This window comes from Bradyrhizobium sp. HKCCYLS3077 (genome assembly GCF_051167555.1).
Lineage (GTDB): Bacteria > Pseudomonadota > Alphaproteobacteria > Rhizobiales > Xanthobacteraceae > Bradyrhizobium.
This window is the reverse complement of the sequence record NZ_JBNPTH010000007.1, coordinates 149,666-164,635: the sequence shown is the minus strand read 5'-3', so window position 1 is coordinate 164,635 and position 14,970 is coordinate 149,666. Positions and strand designations below refer to the sequence as shown.

Here is a 14,970-nt window from a genome sequence, read left to right as displayed (position 1 = left end):
CGCTCGCAGTCTGAATGGACATCATCGAATTCGTATGTAATTCATTCAGTTCTGAATGGGGCGCTGTCCGTCGCGTCCCTGTCCGAAAGGTCTTGCATGGAGTGGAGCGACCTGCGGATCTTCCTCGCCATCGCGCGCGAGGGCACGCTCGGCGCGGCCGCGCGGCGGCTCGGCCTGTCGCAGCCGACCATGGGACGCCGCCTCGCGGCGCTCGAAGCGGCCGTGAGCCAGACGCTGTTTCAGCGCACGGCCGAAGGCTTCGTGCTGACTCACGAAGGCACGGCGGTGCTGGCGCATGCCGAGCGGATGGAGGAGGAGGCGCTCGCGTTCGAGCGGCGCCTGGCGGGCGCGCAGGCGCAGCTCGACGGTTTCCTCAGGGTCTCATCGTCGGACTGGTTCGGCCGCCTGATGCTGACGCCGGTGCTGGTCGAATTCGGCCGGCTGCACCCGCGCGTCTGTGTCGAACTTCTGACCGACGCGCGGCTGTACAGTCTTCCCCGCCGCGAGGCCGATCTCGTGTTTCGCATCCGCGCGTTCGACGAGCCGGAGGTGATCTCGCGGCGGCTGCTGCACATTCCCTACGCCGTGTACGGTCCCACGGACGGCCCGCGGCGTGTCGAGGGCGATGGCGAGGGGATCAGGGTCGTTACCATGGACACGGCATTCGCGGACATGCCCGACGCGCGCTGGCTGGCCAAGCGACTGCCGAAGGCCGAGGTCGCGATGCGCAGCAACAACCGCGACGTTCAGGCCATGCTCTGTGCGCAAGGAGCGGGCCTCGCCGTGCTGCCCCGACCGCTCGGCGATGCGACGCCGGGCCTTCGACCCGTCGACGTCGGCGAGCAGCCGCCGGGACGCGACACCTATGTCGGCTATCACCGCGACCTGCGCCGGCTGGCGCGGCTGCGCGCGCTGCTCGACCTCGTGATCTCGCAGCTGGCCTCGGCGTGAGGCGCCATAGAAACCGCGACAGGCCCGATCAGGATGACCGCGCGGAGCCCTGGCCTTGCGGCCGAGGTCGAGGAGCATGTGGAGTTCATTGAGATAGCGATCGCCCACATTGAATGCTTTCGGCTGCACGCCGAAGACGGCGCTCTCATAGAGCAGCCGCGCGGGCTCGTTGCCACCGACGACCGTCAGCTGGACGAGTTCGATGCGTGAACGCGCTACATCCAGCAAGGCGCGGCGCTTGGGTGACGAATGACAATGTCGGACCTCATCAGGAACGTGCTCTTTGATCTCTAGGGCGCCACTGGCCGTCTGGTGAGTCTGCCACCGGCGCGCTGGTCGGGGCTATGGCTTGCGTTCGCCGCGCATCTCCTGGCCGTTCTGATGGAGAACGAGGTGGGTGATCTGCCCGGATGAAGCGGTGAAGAACTCCAACGGGGCATCGACCGGCTTGACGAAGAAGCGGCTTGGCGCCTCCGCGAACAGCTCGATCTTGCCCTGGCCCGTCGCCTGCGACATCAGCTTGCCGCCTTCCAGCGTGATGGTGACCGCGAAGGTCGGCGTCAGCTGATAGACGCCTGCATAGGTCGCGAGCAGGGCGGGATCGACCGCGATGCTGCTGCGGACGATCGGATGCAGATCCGGCCAGCCATAGACATGGGCGATGCTGCGCAGGATCTCGCCGGCCAGCAACTGGCCGCCTTGCGCATTGGTCATGACGATCGCGCCCTCGCCGCGCTGCTGATAGCCGACGAGAATGGCTTCGAAGCCGGCGTCGATGCCGCCATGCGAGAAGAACGGGTCGTCAGGGGAGCCACCGATCGGCAGACCGAGCGCGTGCCGGCCGAGGCCGGGGGTGAGCATCTCGCGGGTCATTTCGGCCGACAGCACATGGTTGGCATCGCCGCGCAGCGAGCGCTGGACCTCGATCACATAGCGGGCGAGGTCGGTCGGTGTGCTCCAAAGCCCAGCCGCTGCCATTTCCGGATAGGTGTGAAAACCGCCCGGGATCGGCGTGCCGTTGGCCCGGTAGGGCGTGGCGGCGCCGGAGCGCAGCGCCACCGGCAAGGGCTGCTCATAGGTGCTGCTGCGCATGCCGATCGGTCCCAGCACGGTGTCCTGCATGAGTTGGGGGAAGGACTGCCGAGAGATACCCTCGAGCAGCAGTTGCGCGATGGTGTAGCCGCCGCCGGAATATTTCCAACGGCTTCCCGGGGGCGCCTCGATGCGGACAGGCGCGGTGTTGGCGGGCGGCTCTCCATTCAGGATCTGCACCAGCGATGGCAGCGCCGCGCCGGCGGCGTAGCCGGGAAATCCATGGACCGTGAGTCCAGCCGTGTGGCTGAGCAATTGGCGCAGGGTGACGGCTCCGGGGGCTGCCGTGTTTGCCGGGAGCTTCCAGGAGGTCAGAGCGTGGTTGACGTCGGCATCGAGCGCCAATCGGCCTTGCTCGACGAGACGAAGCGCCGCCATCGCGGCGACAGGCTTACTGATGCTGCCGGCCTGGAACAGCGTCTCAGCGGTGACGGCGCGGCCGCCGACCTCCGCAACACCGAACCCCTGCGCCCATTCGATGGCGCCGTCGTGGATGACGGCGATGCTGACGCCCGGCACATGGCTGGCGGCCATGCGATCCTGCAGCCGCTGGCAGATGTGGGGATCGTCCTTCTCCACCACCTTGGTCATGAGACAGGCGCAGACGGCATCAATCTTTTGCTGGATGTCGGGCGCGGGCATGGTCTGGGCCGCCGTCGGTGTTGTCTGAGGCAACAGCGCAGCGAGGCACGCCGCCGCGGCGAAAATGCGAAATCGCTCCGCACTCATAGGTCGTCCCTTGCAGCCGGACTTCCAAACAAGTTAGCTCGATCCAGCAAGGAAGAGAAGCGAGCATCGGCGTACTCATGTCCGGACGATGATCTCTCTCCTGGATCGAGAGACGAACAGAGGCGAGAATAGCTTGAAGACCGTGTTGTCATTGCGCACGCCCAAATGGCTGCTTTGGGCAGACTTGATGGCGCTCTGGATTTGCGTCTTCATCCTGATCTTGGCGTTCCGTTCAGCGGATGCGTGCGCCCCAGGAGCCGGCGTCTGACCGCGACAGCGACTACGGTGCGGCTGGCCCGATCAGGACGACGCCGAGGCTTGGCCGTTGCGGTCGAGGTCGATGAGCATGTGGACTTCAGCGAGATAACGATCGTCAAGCTTGAATGCTTTCGGCTGCACGCCGAATACGTCGAAGCCGGTGCTCTCATAGAGCCGCCGGGCGGACTCGTTGCCGCTGACCACCGTCAGCTGGACGAGCTCAATCCGTGAACGCGCCACACCTAGCAAGGCGTTTAACAGCAGGCGCGCAACACCACGCCGCCTGAGGTCACGTCGGACATACACGCCCCACAACCGTCCAATGTGCTGCTTCGTCCCGTTCAGAAACGACAGGCCGGCAGTGCCGACCAAGTCGCCATCGCGAAGCGCGCCGAGGACATGCGCCTCGCCGAGCCAGGGCGTCATATCGACGTTTTTTTCCAACTCGAATGTGCTGCCGATGTATTCCGCCTCGGTCTGCAGCGCCGCGAGGCGGAGCGCCTTGAAGGCGATGACGTCGTCGGCGCGGAGTTGACGGACGACAACGTCAGGTCTCATGACGAGCATGCTCCGGAATCTGTTGGGCCGCCCGCCGTCTGGTGAGCTCCGCGACCGGAGCCTCGGCCGGCCGCGTCAACAGCGGCCGGCCGAGGGACGTTGATCGAGACGCGTCAGCGCGCGGACTTCGAGCGCTTGATCTCGGCGACCTTGAACTTGTTGCCGACCTGCAGGCTGCTGCAGTGCCACCAGATCTTGTTGCGGTCCCAGCCCAGGAAGGCCTTGGTCTGCTGGCAATCCGAGTAGTGGGCGTAGGTGAGCGTGTCCGAGCACTTGCCGTCGAACGGCACCGATTCCTGACCCGACAGGCTGCAGCCGATCCAGGGCTGGTTGCCGGACTTGAAGCTGGTCTCACAGCCGCCGTTGCAGCTGCTGGCGGCGCGCTCCAGCTTGGTGATCCTGTCCAGGACTTCGTTGCTCGTCGTGGACGGCGTCTGGCCGCCCGACACCACACGATTGGTCGAATGGCGGGTCGATGCCGCCCGGCGCGGTGCCGCCGTCTCTGCCGCCTCGGTCGGCCGGGCGGGCTTGGCCGCCGCCTTCGGGGCGTCGACGGTGACGCCGGGAAGCGTCGGGGCGGGGCCCGCAACGGGCTGAGCCGCGGCCGCGCCGCATAGGAGGATCGTTGCAAGCAGAGCAACGGCCGACGGAGTAACGCTCGACGACAATTTCATGACCACGTCCTTTCCTAGGACGGCTAGGCCGCCCCGATGCGCCAATTAAGCCACACTGAATTACCTATCCTAATATGATCAGCTTTGCTACTAAGTCTTGAAAAAAATTGCGCATAGCAGCCTGTTTGACGAGCCAATCCGATCGCGCCAATCCGAACGCTCGAGGTCGATGCGCCAGGTCCACATGCCATGTCGACGCCGTCTACGCGTTCAGTCGACGAGCCAAGGCTGTTTGGTCCGCCAAGCCTGGCCGAGCAGAATTGTCCGAGGCTTTCTGCCTCGCGGCTGCAGCGATGCGCCGGGGCGCCGCCGTTCGCAGCACGTTCGAAGCGCTCAAGAATTTGCTCATCACCGGCCCGCGTCAGGCGAGGGCCGGTGATGCGATGTCGGGTGAGCGCCTCAGCGCGCGGACCTCGACCGCCTGACCTCGGCCACCTTGAATTTGTTGCCGACCTGCAAGCTGCTGCAGTGCCACCAGATCTTGTTCTTGTCCCAGCCCAGCAACAGCTTGGTTTCCTGACAATCCGCGTAGTGGGCGTAGGTCAGTGTGTCCGAACATTTCCCGTCGAACGGCGTGGTTTCAGCGGCGGACAGGCTGCAGCCGATCCAGGGCTGGTTGCCGACCGGGAAGCTGGTTTCGCAGCCGCCGTTGCAACTGCTGGCCCGGCTCTCCAGCTGCGCGATACGCTGCTGGATCGCGTTCAGGCCACCGGTGCCCGTGGCGGCTTGGCCTCCCGTCGCAGTGGCGCTCGACCGGACCGCGCCCCTCCGGCGGGACGGGGCTGTCTCCGCCGCGCGGACCGGCCGCGACGGCTTGGCCATCGGTTTCGGCGCATCGACGGTGACGCCCGGCAGCGTCGGAGCGGGCCCTGCCACGGACTGGGCCGCAGCCGGTCCGAACAGCGCGATCGTTGTGAGCAGAGCGGCGGCCGACAGGGTCAACAGGCCGGACGATGATGTGCTGATATGCAACCGATTGAAAGTCGATGTGCTGTAAGACAATTCGCCGAAAGAGAAGCTCATGACCGCGTCCTTTCTGAGGGACGGCCAGGCCGCCCCAATGCGTCCAACTAACCACACTGAGTTACCTAACAGAAAGCCCGGAACTTCGCTACCGATGAGCAAAAAGAATCTCGCGTCGGCGGTCTGCGGACGCATGGCCGGCGCCGATCGCATGCGCGTTCGATGACCAGACGCGTCGGGCGAGACGCCAAGGGGTTCACGGCGGCCGCGCGGAGACCGGCTCGCGTGGCGGCGAGCTGATTAACCCGGCCGGACGAGGCTCTCCTGACGAGACGATCAGAACAGAGCGGGGCTCAAATCGACCCCATAGGTCAGCGTCAATATCCAGACAAAGACGGCCGCTGCACCGAACAACATCAAATGCTTGAGCAGCTCGCTTTGCGTCCCGTCGGACTGCTCGGAAAATGCTCTCGAAATAACTCTGGCCAGAGTCGTCATTTGCGACCTCCACCTCGGCCCTGCTTTGAAATACGTCAGGTTCACACTCGGAAAGGTTCACTTGAGAAGTTCATTTGGAAAGGTTCAGCATCGCATGGCCTTCATTAAGGCCCGGTTGCCGCTGTGCCCCGATGTCTCGGAAAAGTTCCTTCTGGAGCGGCGCCTGAGAAAGCTGTTAAGAGCATCGCATTCACGCACCTCACGAGGATGACGACACAATGACAACAAAGCGCGTGGTGTTCACCGGAGGAACGGGCAAGGCGGGCAGGCATGTGCTGCCGCATCTCATGGCCAAGGGCTACGAGCTGCTCAACGTCGACCTCAAGCCGTTCGATCACCCGGGGATCAACACTCTGGTCGCCGATCTCTGCGACAGCGGGCAGGCCTTCAATGCGCTGACCACGCATTACGGCTTCGGCGGCTTCAACGCCGGCCGGCCGGCGCAGGCGCCGGACGCCGTCGTGCATTTCGCAGCGATCCCGCGCGTGCTGATCGAGCCCGACAACGAGACCTTCCGGATCAACACGATCTCGACCTACAACGTGATCGAGGCGGCGGCCAAGCTCGGCGTGCGCAAGATCATCATCGCCTCCAGCGAGACGACTTACGGCGTGTGCTTCGCGGAAGGCGACAAGGACTTCCACAGCTTCCCGCTCGAGGAGGATTACGACACGGATCCGATGGATTCCTACGGGCTGTCGAAGGTGGTCAACGAAAAGACCGCGCGCGCCTTCGCGATGCGGTACGGCATCGACATCTATGCCTTGCGGATCGGCAACGTCATCGAGCCGCATGAATACGACATGTTTCCGCGCTTCCTCGCCGACCCGCCGTCGCGCAAGCGCAATGCCTGGTCCTACATCGACGCGCGCGACCTCGGCGAGATCGTGCATCTGGCTATCGAAAAGGACGGGCTCGGCTTCCAGGTCTTCAATGCGGTGAACGACACGGTGACGGCCACCATCCCGACGCGCGAGCTGCTGCGGCGCTATTGTCCGAACGTGCCGGTCACGCGCGAGCTCGGCGAACGCGAAGCGCCGCTGTCGAACCGCAAGGCGCGCGAGGTGCTCGGGTTCAAGGAAGAGCACGATTGGCGGAAATATGTGAAGGTGGGGTAGGGCGAAATCCTATCGCGTCGCGGGACGTTAATGGCATTGCCCCGGTCATTCCGGGGCAATCGTCGAGGCGCAACCGCGTAGCGGATGCGCCTCGGCGATTGAACCCGGAATCTCGAGTTGTTGAGAACAGACGCAAGGCAATCTCGAGATTCCGGGTTCAAGGCCTGCGGCCTTGCCCCGGAATGACGGGAGCTTGGAACGAAGAGGACGTCACGCGAGCTAAATCGCGAGATCGAGGCACCGGGCTTCGGGCTCACGCCATCCGCCGCCGGATCGCCAGCATCACGAGCGACAGCACGATGGTGCCGACGATGAACACAGCCGCGGCCGAGACGATCGCGGGGCTGATGTTCTCGCGGATCGTGGCGAACATCTGCCGGGCGAGGGTGCGCTGGTTGGGGCCGGCGACGAACAGGGTCAGCACGACCTCGTCGAGCGAGGTCGCGAAGGCGAACAGCGCGCCGGAGATGATGCCGGGGAGCGCAATCGGAAGCGTCACCGAGAACAGCACCGTCGGCGGCGCGGCGCCGAGGCTGGCGGCGGCCTGCTCCAGGCGGATGTCGACGCCCTGCAAAGCCGAGGAGACATTGACGAGCACGAACGGCACGGCGACCACGGTGTGGGCGATGATGACGCCGAGATAGGTGTTGGTGAGACCGTAGCGCGCGAACATCAGCTGCATGCCGACGCCGAGCACGACGGCGGGCACGACCATCGGCAGCAGGAACACCGTGCGCAAGGTGGAAAACAGCAGCGACGCGCGCTTGCCGCGCAGGCCGAGCGCGGCCAGCGTGCCGAGCAAAGTGGCGAGCACCGTCGTGCCGGCGCCGATCAGCAGGCTGTTGACGATCGACAGCCGCCAGGAGTCGGCGGTGACGAGCTCCTTGAACCAGCGGGTCGAGTAGCCGGGGATCGGATAGTTCAGGAACACACTGTCGGTCAGCGACAGCGGCAGCACCGCGACCAGCGGGCCGAGCAGGAAGATCACGACGAGGGCGGCGAACACGAGCTTGAGGATCGGCAGCGGCTTCATGCGCGCTGCTCCTCGACCGTCAGACGCATGTAGATGGCGTAGAGCAGGATGGTCATCGCCAGCAGCACCAGGCCAAGGGCGCCGGCCATGCCCCAGTTCGCAGCACCAGTCGCGTAATAGGCGATCACGGACGAGATCATCTGGTCGTTGGCGCCGCCGATCAAAGCGGGCGTGATGTAGTAGCCGAGGGCAGCCATGAACACGAGCAGGGCGCCGGAGACGACGCCGCGCATCGACAGCGGCAGCAGCACGTGAAAGAAGGCGCGCAGCGGATGCGCGCCGAGCGAGGCCGCCGCCGGCATCAGGTTGCGCGGGATCGCGATCAGCACGCTGAAGATCGGCAGCGCCATGAACGGCAACAGCACATGAGTCATCGCGATGACGACGCCGAGCCGGTTGAACATCAGCGGCACCGGCGCCGAGGTGAGGCCGAGCCCCTTCAAGGTCGCATTGATCAGGCCGTTGTCCTGCAGCACGACGTACCAGGCCGCGGTACGCACCAGAAGCGAGGTCCACAGCGGCAGCAGCACGGCGCCGAGCAGCACCTGCCGGCGCCATCCTTCGACCGAGGCCGCGACCATCGCATAGGGCAGGCCGATCAGGATGCAGGCAAGCGTCACCAGCGCCGAAGTGATGAAGGTCCGGATCATGATCAGCCGGTGGGCCGAGGCGCCCTCGGGCATTGCCGCGATGCTGCCGGAGGCATTGCGTTCGAGATCGACGGCCGCGAGCAGGTTCTTGTCGGTCCAGGGCGAGGCGACGGCCTCGGCGATCGTCGCCCAATAGGAGGTCTCGCTCCACCTTGAATCGACACCCACGAGATCGGTCGTGCCGCTGCCGTCGAGCGCGCGCCGGGTCTTGCCGAGCAGGCTACGGAAGCCGGATTGCGCGCTGTTGAGGCGTCGGACGAGATCGCCGAACTGCTCGTCGTTCTTCAGCGCGCGGATGTCCTCGGCAAAGGCGGTCTGAGCGGAGGCGGGCGGGGCGCCGCTACGATCCCAGCCGGACAGAGCTTTCGCCGTCCGCGGTAGCGCCTCGGTCGCGACGGGATCGGACACCGCCGACTTCATCATCGTCACCAGCGGCACGACGAAGAACGACAGCATGAACGCCAGCAGCGGCGCGAGCAGCAGGGCCGCCTTCAGGCGGTGGCCGAGGTCTGGTCGCATGATCCCACCACCCAGACATCCGACGCCGCAAAGGACAGCGCCACGTCGCGGCCGACCTCCGCCGCCTCGCTCATGCGATCGCCCTTGATGATCAGCCGCTGCTCGCCGACGGAGGCGACGAGACGCATGTGATCGCCGAAATATACGGCGTCGAGGATGCGCGCGGTGACGCGGTTCGCCGTCGCCGCGGCGTGATCGTTGATCCGGATCGCCTCGGGCCGGATCGAAACCCGCACCTTGCCGCCGTCGATGCGTGCGGCGGCAGCATGCGCCGACAGCGTGAGCCCGCCGTCCGTCGTCAGCCGGACCGTTTCGCCGGCCTGTTCCTCCACCTTGCACGACAGCAGATTGGTCTCGCCGATGAACTCGGCGACGAACGGCGTGCGCGGCAGCTCGTAGATCTCGCGGGGCGGGCCGATCTGCTCGATCCTGCCGTGGTTGAACACGGCGATGCGGTCGGACATCGTCAGCGCCTCGTCCTGGTCGTGGGTGACGAATACGATGGTGAGGCCGAGCCGGCGGTGCAAATCGCGGATGTCGAGCTGCATCTGCTCGCGCAGCTTCTTGTCGAGCGCGCCGAGCGGCTCGTCCATCAGCACCACCTGCGGCTCGAACACCAGCGCGCGCGCCAAAGCCACGCGCTGCTGCTGGCCGCCGGAGAGCTGCGCCGGCTTGCGCTCGGCCATGGCGGAGAGCTTGACCATGTCGAGCACGCGCGCGACGCGCGTCGCGATCTCGGCCTTCGGCGCGTTGCGCATCTTCAAGGGAAAGGCGATGTTGTCGCGCACGCTCATATGCGGAAACAGCGCGTAGTTCTGGAACACCACGCCCATGTTGCGCTTGTGCGGCGGCAGGCCGTCGACCCTGACGCCATCGACCGCGATCGTGCCGCTTGTGGCCTGCTCGAAGCCGGCGAGCATCATCAAGAGCGTGGTCTTGCCGGAGCCGGAGGGGCCGAGCAGGGCGATGAACTCGCCTCTGGCGATGTCGAGATCGAGATGGTCGACGACGGTCAGCGGGCCGAAGCGCTTGACCACCTGCCGGAACGAAATGAAGGGGCTGTCCATGAACGCTGGCTTTCGGCGCTGATCACGCCGGTACGCTTGCACGTGAGGCGGACGCACGATGCGGGGATCGTGCGTCCGAGGTATTCGGCGCAGTTAGCGCGCCAGCCAGGCTGGCGAAGTTAGCGCGCCAGCCAGGCGTTGAAGCGCTTCGACAGCTCTTCCGAATTGTCGGTCCAGAAGCCGACGTCGAGCGCGATCGCCTGCTTCAGATTGTCCGGCGTGGTCGGCAGCTCCGCGGCGTACTTCTCCGGCACCAGCTTGGCGGCGGCGATGTTCGGCAGGCCGTAGGCGATGTATTCCGGCAGCTTGGCCTGGTTCTCCGCCTGGCTCGCAAACGCGATGAAGTTCATCGCGGCGTCCTTGTTCGGCGAGCCCTTCAGCACCACCCAGCTGTCGACGGCGTAGATGCTGCCCGGGAAGACGAAGCCGAAATGCTTGCCCTCGGTGCGGTTGATGGCGGTGATGCGGCCGTTATAGACCGAGGTCATCGCGACCTGGCCCGATGACAGCAGTTGCAGCGGCTGCGCGCCGGCCTCCCACCAGACGATGTCGGCCTTCAGCGCATCGAGCTTCTTGAAGGCTCGCTCGACGCCTTCCTTGGTCTTCAGCACCTTGTAGACGTCGGTCGACGGCACGCCATCGGCCATCAGCGCGAATTCGAGCGTGTACTTGGCGCCCTTGCGCAGGCCGCGCTTGCCCGGAAACTTCTTGGTGTCCCAGAAATCCGCCCAGGTTTTCGGCCCATCCTTGATCTTGTCGCCGTCGAACGCCATGCCCGTGGACCAGACGATGGCGCCGACGCCGCAATCGCTGACGCCGGCCGGGATGAAGCCGTCTTTGCCGCCGAGCTTGCTCCAGTCGATCTTCTCATAGATGCCGTCGCTGCAGCCGAGCTCCAACTCCTCGGCCTCGACCTGCACTGCGTCCCAGTTCGGCACGCCGGCCTTCACCTTGGCCTGCAGCACGCCATAGCCGCCATCCCAGCTCTCGTCGAGCACGGTGGCGCCGAGCTTGGCGGCGAACGGCTGGAAATAGATCTTGCGCTGCGCGTCCTGATAGTTGCCGCCCCACGACACCACGGTGAGATCGCGCGCCTGCGCCGAGGCGATCACGCCGAGCAACGCGGCTGCAGCCACCAGCGCCGTCTTCGACACGGTTGCAACTGCGCCTCTGGCCCTCCGATCCGTCGTGTTCGACACCATTGCCGTCGTGGAGGTGGTCCGCAGACAAAACATGCTTGATGATCCCAGGCGCTTGAAAGGTTCAAAAAAGCTATCGGCTCGACCAAGCCGTGGCAAGCGCGAGTTTTGATCGTCACATGATGCTATTTTGGCGTTCATGCACTGCATCAGCGGCGCCGTGCGGCCGCCCGTCCGCGTCACCGCAACGTAGGATCTCGAGCGCGGTTGTGGTCTTATTCGATGTCCGTCTCCGCCGGCGGCGCCTCCTCATATCTCAGGAGGTCGCCGGGTTGGCAGCCCAGAAACCGGCAGATCCGCTCGAGGGTCTCGAAGCGCACACCCTTCACCTTGCCCTGCTTGAGAAGGGAGAGGTTGGCCTCGGTGATCCCGACATATTCAGCGAGGTCTTTGGACTTCACATTGCGTTCGGCGAGCATCACGCCCAGCCGCACTCGGATCGGCATGTCCTGTCCTTCAGACGAACTGATTGTTTTCGTCGGCGATCTCCAGCGCCTCGGTCATCACCCAGGCGATGACCGCGACCGTCCCTGCGAAGATCAGAGCTAGCGGCGTGTCCGATCCCATGCTCAGCGCGAGGGTCTTCGGTCCCGCCGGCTGTTGCAGGCTCAGGACCACGGACAGCGCCGCAGCAGCGAGTGGCTTCAACAGGGCTGATGCTGCGACAGCGATCGCGAATGCCCGGAGCTGTCGGATCGAGTCCCGCGAGAAGATGCGGCCGGCGGCGAAGGCGTCGAAGCAACGACGTCCGCTCAGCAAGCCCCAGATCAGCGTGCCCAGCGGGATCATGGCGATGGCGAACGCGAGCGCGCGCGTGGACGGGTCGATCTCGGTCACCGGAGCATGCGGAATTCCGGCCTGGCTGAACAGCGTGTGTGTCGGCGTCACGGCCCAATAGATTGCCATGGCCGCGGCAAGCAGAGCGGATGTCGCGAGGCAGCCCGCCGACATCAATCGGCTGAGCCGCCGAATGCGATCGCCGCGCCTGTCGTGCGCGGCCGTCGTGCCGAAAGTCTCTGCTGTCTGCGTCATGGTCGAACGGCTCCGCTGTTGATGGGTCTCTCGACGATCTGGCCATAGGGTGATCCAAAAATTATTGTTTGACAATAATTTATTTTCGCACGACAGATCGGTCCTCCGCTCGACTGCGGCTCTGCGCGACGGGTCTCACCCTCCCCTGGAGGGGGAGGTCGATCGCGGGCGGCACTCCAAGCTGCGCGTGCGGAATCGGGAACGTGCGCGAGGCTGCCAGATGCGATTCCGAAGAAACACATCGTCCACTCACTCAGGAGCCATTTCATGTCTCGTTGCCTGGCCAAACTGACCCCCACGGTCGCCGTCTTCGCGTCAGCTATCGCGGCGACGTCGCCATCCAGCGCCGCGCCGTCCACCTCCCAAGGCCTGATATCGGTCGCCCAGGTGACTCAGATGCTGGAGAAGGCGCCGACCGACCGCACGGCCCAGCAGGTTCTCACCGCCTACCTTGCCGGTGTCGGCGAGGCCGCCGGCGCAGTCGCCAGCATGGGGCGCGCGACCTGCCGGACATCGTTGAACTTGAGTGCCGCGCAGGCCGGTCAGGCGTTGAGCTCCGCTGCCGCAGCGCCCGATGCGGCGCAAACACCGGCAACGCCCTTGATCGTCAGGGACATGCTCGATCGCGCAGGATGCAAGCGGCCGTGAACCGTTCCGGCGCCGCAGTACGAGCACCAACGCCGATCGTCCGCATCCATGTCGTCACGTCGCGCCGTGACGCGGCTGTCTGGCGCCATGCCGTCGATTAGTCCGACGCGATGCTCTCGTCGAAGCGCTGCCGCGAGGCCTTGATCGCGGCGTGATGCCGCTCGGCCCAGCCGATCAGGTGTGACATCGGCCCGAGCAGGCTCCGGCCGACGTCGGTGAGGCTGTATTCGACGCTGGGCGGCACCGTCGGCAGCACGCGGCGGGCAATCAACCCGTCGCGTTGCAGGTCGCGCAAAGTCTGCGTCAGCATCCGCTGCGAGATGTCGCTGATCTCGCGCCGCAGCTCGCCGAAGCGGTGCGGCCGCCAGCCCAGCACGGCCAGGATGAGCAGGCTCCATTTGTCGCCGATCTGATTGATCACCGTGCGGATCGGACAATCGTCGATCGAGGCGAACTTCGCCTTCCAGCGGCCGGGATCATTGTCGCATGCGCCTTCAGCCGCGATCGTGCCGGGAGGGGCAGTTCCCTTCATGTGCCTATCTCCCAGAAAACTGCCTTCTTTCGGCGGGTCATCGTGGTTCCTAATGTAGTGCTGGTCTCGAAACGAGACTTTAAGGCGACTGCGGCCGAAAGCCAACGTCTTGCCCATCCCAGCCCCTCGTAATGAAGGTTAACGATGTCTCAATCCGTTCTCGTCTCCGGCGCCGCCGGGCAGCTCGGCCGCGCCGTGATCCGCCACCTGCTGACCACGCTCGGCGTGCCGGCCTCCCGCATCATCGCCACCACCCGCAAGCCGGAGCAGTTGCAGGCATTGGCGGCGCAAGGCGTCCAGGTCCGCAGCGCCGATTTCGACGATGCAGGCTCGCTTGTCGCGACGTTCGCCGGGGCGGAGCGGATGCTGCTGATCAGCACCGATGCGCTCGACCGGCCGGGCCGTCGGCTGCAGCAGCACAAGAACGCGATCGCGGCAGCCGAGCAGGCCGGCGTCAGTCATGTCATCTACACGTCCATGCCGAAGCCGGAGGGCTCGCCGATCCTGCTCGCGCCGGACCACGCGTTGACCGAGGCCGCTCTCAAAGACAGCCGGCTCGCCGGCTGGACCGTGCTGCGCAATCACTGGTACTTCGAAAATCTGATGAGCTCGTTGCCGCAGATCCTCGGTTCGGGCCGCTGGTTCACGGCGGACCAGGGTGGCGCGAGCGCGGACATCGCGCGCGACGATCTCGCGCGCGCGGCGGCGACGGTTCTCGCCGGCAGCGCCGGCGGCAAGCAGGTCTTCACGCTGAGTGGTGGGGAGGCGCTGACCAAGGCGCAAAAGGCGCAGATCATCTCGGCCGCGGTGGGCAAGCCGATCGAGGTGGTGCAGGTGCCCCTCGAAGGTCTCATTCAGGGCATGGTCGGCGCCGGACTGCCGCGACCGCTGGCGGAGGTGTTCGCGTCGTTCGAGCCGAATACGGCTCAGGGGCTGGTCGCCGAGGTGACGGGCGATTATCAGACGATCACCGGCGTTGCGCCGCAGAGCTTTGCCGATTGGGTCGAGAAGACCAAGCCTGCGTTCACATGAGGCCTGGCGTGGCGGGCCTGGCCCGCCACACGGTCGCCATCAGACGCCGTCGGCGCCTGAGCAGCATGGCGCGGCGGACGGGTCACGTCCCTGGCGATCGACCACCAGCGCCAGCGTCGTCGGTGTCGTGCCCAAACGCTGAGGCGGAGCCGGGAGCCGGTGTGTGACGCGGTGAACGCCGATGCGCTCGAAACCCTGCGCCGTCTTCATCAGCCGGGCTGCGACCAGATGATTCAAAAAATCCATGTTGCAACTCCTTCGTCAAATGACCCGGCGGCCTGGTGCGGGACAGGCCGCCGGGTCGGCGCAACGTGCTGGAGTTGGCGTCCTCCATCTCGCTGCGCTGGTCTGTGATCCGGTTCACAGTTTTGCAGAATTGATCGTGCACCGGATCATCGGGGAAGCATGATGAGGACG

The 14,970-nt window shown here is 65.4% G+C and carries 18 protein-coding genes; 5 read left to right on the top strand and 13 right to left on the bottom strand.

Translation table 11 applies throughout. The annotated features are described in order from the left end of the window. Nucleotides 1-96 precede the first annotated feature (96 nt). Both ACQR0Z_RS26815 and ACQR0Z_RS26810 read left to right on the top strand, forming a co-directional pair. The gene (locus tag ACQR0Z_RS26815) at nucleotides 97-951 is read left to right on the top strand and encodes a LysR family transcriptional regulator (protein ID WP_434920632.1); all 855 of its coding nucleotides are present in this window, start codon (nucleotides 97-99) and stop codon (nucleotides 949-951) included. A gap of 33 nt (nucleotides 952-984) precedes the next feature. Next, nucleotides 985-1,161, top strand: coding sequence for a hypothetical protein (locus tag ACQR0Z_RS26810; protein WP_434861545.1), 177 nt, complete (start codon nucleotides 985-987; stop codon nucleotides 1,159-1,161). A gap of 132 nt (nucleotides 1,162-1,293) precedes the next feature. Here ACQR0Z_RS26810 and ACQR0Z_RS26805 read toward each other — a convergent pair whose 3' ends face one another. The 5 genes from ACQR0Z_RS26805 to ACQR0Z_RS26785 form a co-directional block, all read right to left on the bottom strand. Next, nucleotides 1,294-2,685 (bottom strand): serine hydrolase, encoded by a 1,392-nt coding sequence (locus ACQR0Z_RS26805; protein ID WP_434920631.1) that lies wholly within the window; start codon nucleotides 2,683-2,685, stop codon nucleotides 1,294-1,296. 387 nt (nucleotides 2,686-3,072) lie between these two features. Next, a complete protein-coding gene (locus tag ACQR0Z_RS26800; RefSeq protein ID WP_434920630.1) occupies nucleotides 3,073-3,588 on the bottom strand; it encodes a GNAT family N-acetyltransferase in 516 nt (171 codons plus the stop codon). 113 nt (nucleotides 3,589-3,701) lie between these two features. Next, on the bottom strand, nucleotides 3,702-4,262 hold the full coding sequence (locus ACQR0Z_RS26795; RefSeq protein ID WP_434920629.1) for a hypothetical protein: 561 nt from the start codon (nucleotides 4,260-4,262) through the stop codon (nucleotides 3,702-3,704). A 399-nt stretch (nucleotides 4,263-4,661) separates the two neighbouring features. After that, a complete protein-coding gene (locus ACQR0Z_RS26790) occupies nucleotides 4,662-5,285 on the bottom strand; it encodes a hypothetical protein (RefSeq protein WP_434920628.1) in 624 nt (207 codons plus the stop codon). Nucleotides 5,286-5,561: 276 nt separating this feature from the next. Next, on the bottom strand, nucleotides 5,562-5,723 hold the full coding sequence (locus ACQR0Z_RS26785; RefSeq protein ID WP_434920627.1) for a hypothetical protein: 162 nt from the start codon (nucleotides 5,721-5,723) through the stop codon (nucleotides 5,562-5,564). Between the two features lie 218 nt (nucleotides 5,724-5,941). Between ACQR0Z_RS26785 and ACQR0Z_RS26780 the strand changes: the two genes are divergently transcribed. Further along, complete coding sequence (locus ACQR0Z_RS26780) at nucleotides 5,942-6,841, top strand: NAD-dependent epimerase/dehydratase family protein (protein ID WP_434920626.1); 900 nt, start codon at nucleotides 5,942-5,944, stop codon at nucleotides 6,839-6,841. 253 nt (nucleotides 6,842-7,094) lie between these two features. On the opposite strand, the gene ACQR0Z_RS26775 is transcribed toward ACQR0Z_RS26780, so the two are convergent. From ACQR0Z_RS26775 to ACQR0Z_RS26750, 6 genes are all read right to left on the bottom strand, one after another. After that, nucleotides 7,095-7,874, bottom strand: a complete 780-nt coding sequence (locus ACQR0Z_RS26775; RefSeq protein WP_434920625.1) for an ABC transporter permease — start codon at nucleotides 7,872-7,874, stop codon at nucleotides 7,095-7,097. Further along, nucleotides 7,871-8,980, bottom strand: coding sequence for an ABC transporter permease (locus ACQR0Z_RS26770; RefSeq protein WP_434920827.1), 1,110 nt, complete (start codon nucleotides 8,978-8,980; stop codon nucleotides 7,871-7,873). Before ACQR0Z_RS26770 ends, ACQR0Z_RS26775 begins: the two co-directional genes overlap by 4 nt. Nucleotides 8,981-9,015: 35 nt before the next feature. Continuing rightward, a complete protein-coding gene (locus ACQR0Z_RS26765) occupies nucleotides 9,016-10,110 on the bottom strand; it encodes an ABC transporter ATP-binding protein (protein WP_434879348.1) in 1,095 nt (364 codons plus the stop codon). Between the two features lie 119 nt (nucleotides 10,111-10,229). Beyond that, nucleotides 10,230-11,246: an ABC transporter substrate-binding protein gene (locus ACQR0Z_RS26760; RefSeq protein WP_434920826.1), complete on the bottom strand. Its 1,017-nt coding sequence runs from the start codon at nucleotides 11,244-11,246 to the stop codon at nucleotides 10,230-10,232. A gap of 278 nt (nucleotides 11,247-11,524) precedes the next feature. Beyond that, nucleotides 11,525-11,755: a helix-turn-helix domain-containing protein gene (locus ACQR0Z_RS26755; protein WP_434920624.1), complete on the bottom strand. Its 231-nt coding sequence runs from the start codon at nucleotides 11,753-11,755 to the stop codon at nucleotides 11,525-11,527. A 10-nt stretch (nucleotides 11,756-11,765) separates the two neighbouring features. Next, nucleotides 11,766-12,341 carry a DUF2975 domain-containing protein gene (locus tag ACQR0Z_RS26750; protein WP_434920623.1) on the bottom strand — a complete coding sequence of 192 codons (576 nt, stop codon included), beginning with the start codon at nucleotides 12,339-12,341 and terminating at the stop codon, nucleotides 11,766-11,768. Nucleotides 12,342-12,737: 396 nt separating this feature from the next. Between ACQR0Z_RS26750 and ACQR0Z_RS26745 the strand changes: the two genes are divergently transcribed. Then, on the top strand, nucleotides 12,738-12,989 hold the full coding sequence (locus ACQR0Z_RS26745; RefSeq protein WP_434920622.1) for a hypothetical protein: 252 nt from the start codon (nucleotides 12,738-12,740) through the stop codon (nucleotides 12,987-12,989). 97 nt (nucleotides 12,990-13,086) lie between these two features. Here the strand turns inward: ACQR0Z_RS26745 and ACQR0Z_RS26740 are convergent, their stop codons facing one another. Continuing rightward, nucleotides 13,087-13,521: a winged helix-turn-helix transcriptional regulator gene (locus ACQR0Z_RS26740; RefSeq protein ID WP_434920621.1), complete on the bottom strand. Its 435-nt coding sequence runs from the start codon at nucleotides 13,519-13,521 to the stop codon at nucleotides 13,087-13,089. Nucleotides 13,522-13,665: 144 nt separating this feature from the next. On the opposite strand from ACQR0Z_RS26740, the gene ACQR0Z_RS26735 reads away from it, so the two are divergent. Continuing rightward, nucleotides 13,666-14,553, top strand: a complete 888-nt coding sequence (locus tag ACQR0Z_RS26735; RefSeq protein ID WP_434920620.1) for an SDR family oxidoreductase — start codon at nucleotides 13,666-13,668, stop codon at nucleotides 14,551-14,553. Between the two features lie 39 nt (nucleotides 14,554-14,592). Here ACQR0Z_RS26735 and ACQR0Z_RS26730 read toward each other — a convergent pair whose 3' ends face one another. Beyond that, a complete protein-coding gene (locus ACQR0Z_RS26730; protein WP_434920619.1) occupies nucleotides 14,593-14,799 on the bottom strand; it encodes a hypothetical protein in 207 nt (68 codons plus the stop codon). Between the last annotated feature and the right edge of the window lie 171 nt (nucleotides 14,800-14,970).